This is a genomic window from Oleiphilus sp. HI0061, from assembly GCF_001635675.1.
The window spans coordinates 1-367 of sequence record NZ_LWFE01000768.1 but is presented as its reverse complement, the minus strand read 5'-3'; the positions used below and the strand labels follow the sequence as shown (position 1 = coordinate 367).

The following is a 367-nucleotide window of genomic DNA, read 5'->3' as shown; positions in this document are numbered from 1 at the left end:
AGTGATTCAGGAGTATTTTGAGCTGAAAGAACAACACTATCCGGAATTAAGTGCTTGATTGCGTCAAAGCTGCTTTCTACGGCTAACATGCTACCACTCGCCTGTCTTTGCATGACTCTGCCGCGCGTTAAAACTACTCTAATTGCCGTGTGTAAATCGAATACCCCAGACAAGGTTGCCGCAGCTAGTTCACCAATGCTGTGTCCCATCATTCCGTCGGGTTTGATACCAAGCTCCATTAAACTTGATGCAATAGCATAACCCACCGAAAACAATGCTATTTGCGTGTTCTCAGTAAGGTGAAGGCTTGGATCATCCGAGAATAGGATATGTATGAGATCGACGTTAAATTCGTCTTTGCATATCT

Annotated in this window: 1 protein-coding gene; it reads right to left on the bottom strand. The window is 44.1% G+C overall.

All coding sequences use genetic code 11. The annotated features are described in order from the left end of the window. Window positions 1–367: acyltransferase domain-containing protein (locus tag A3735_RS09435; protein ID WP_197485800.1), on the bottom strand; the 367-nt coding region annotated here is incomplete at both ends.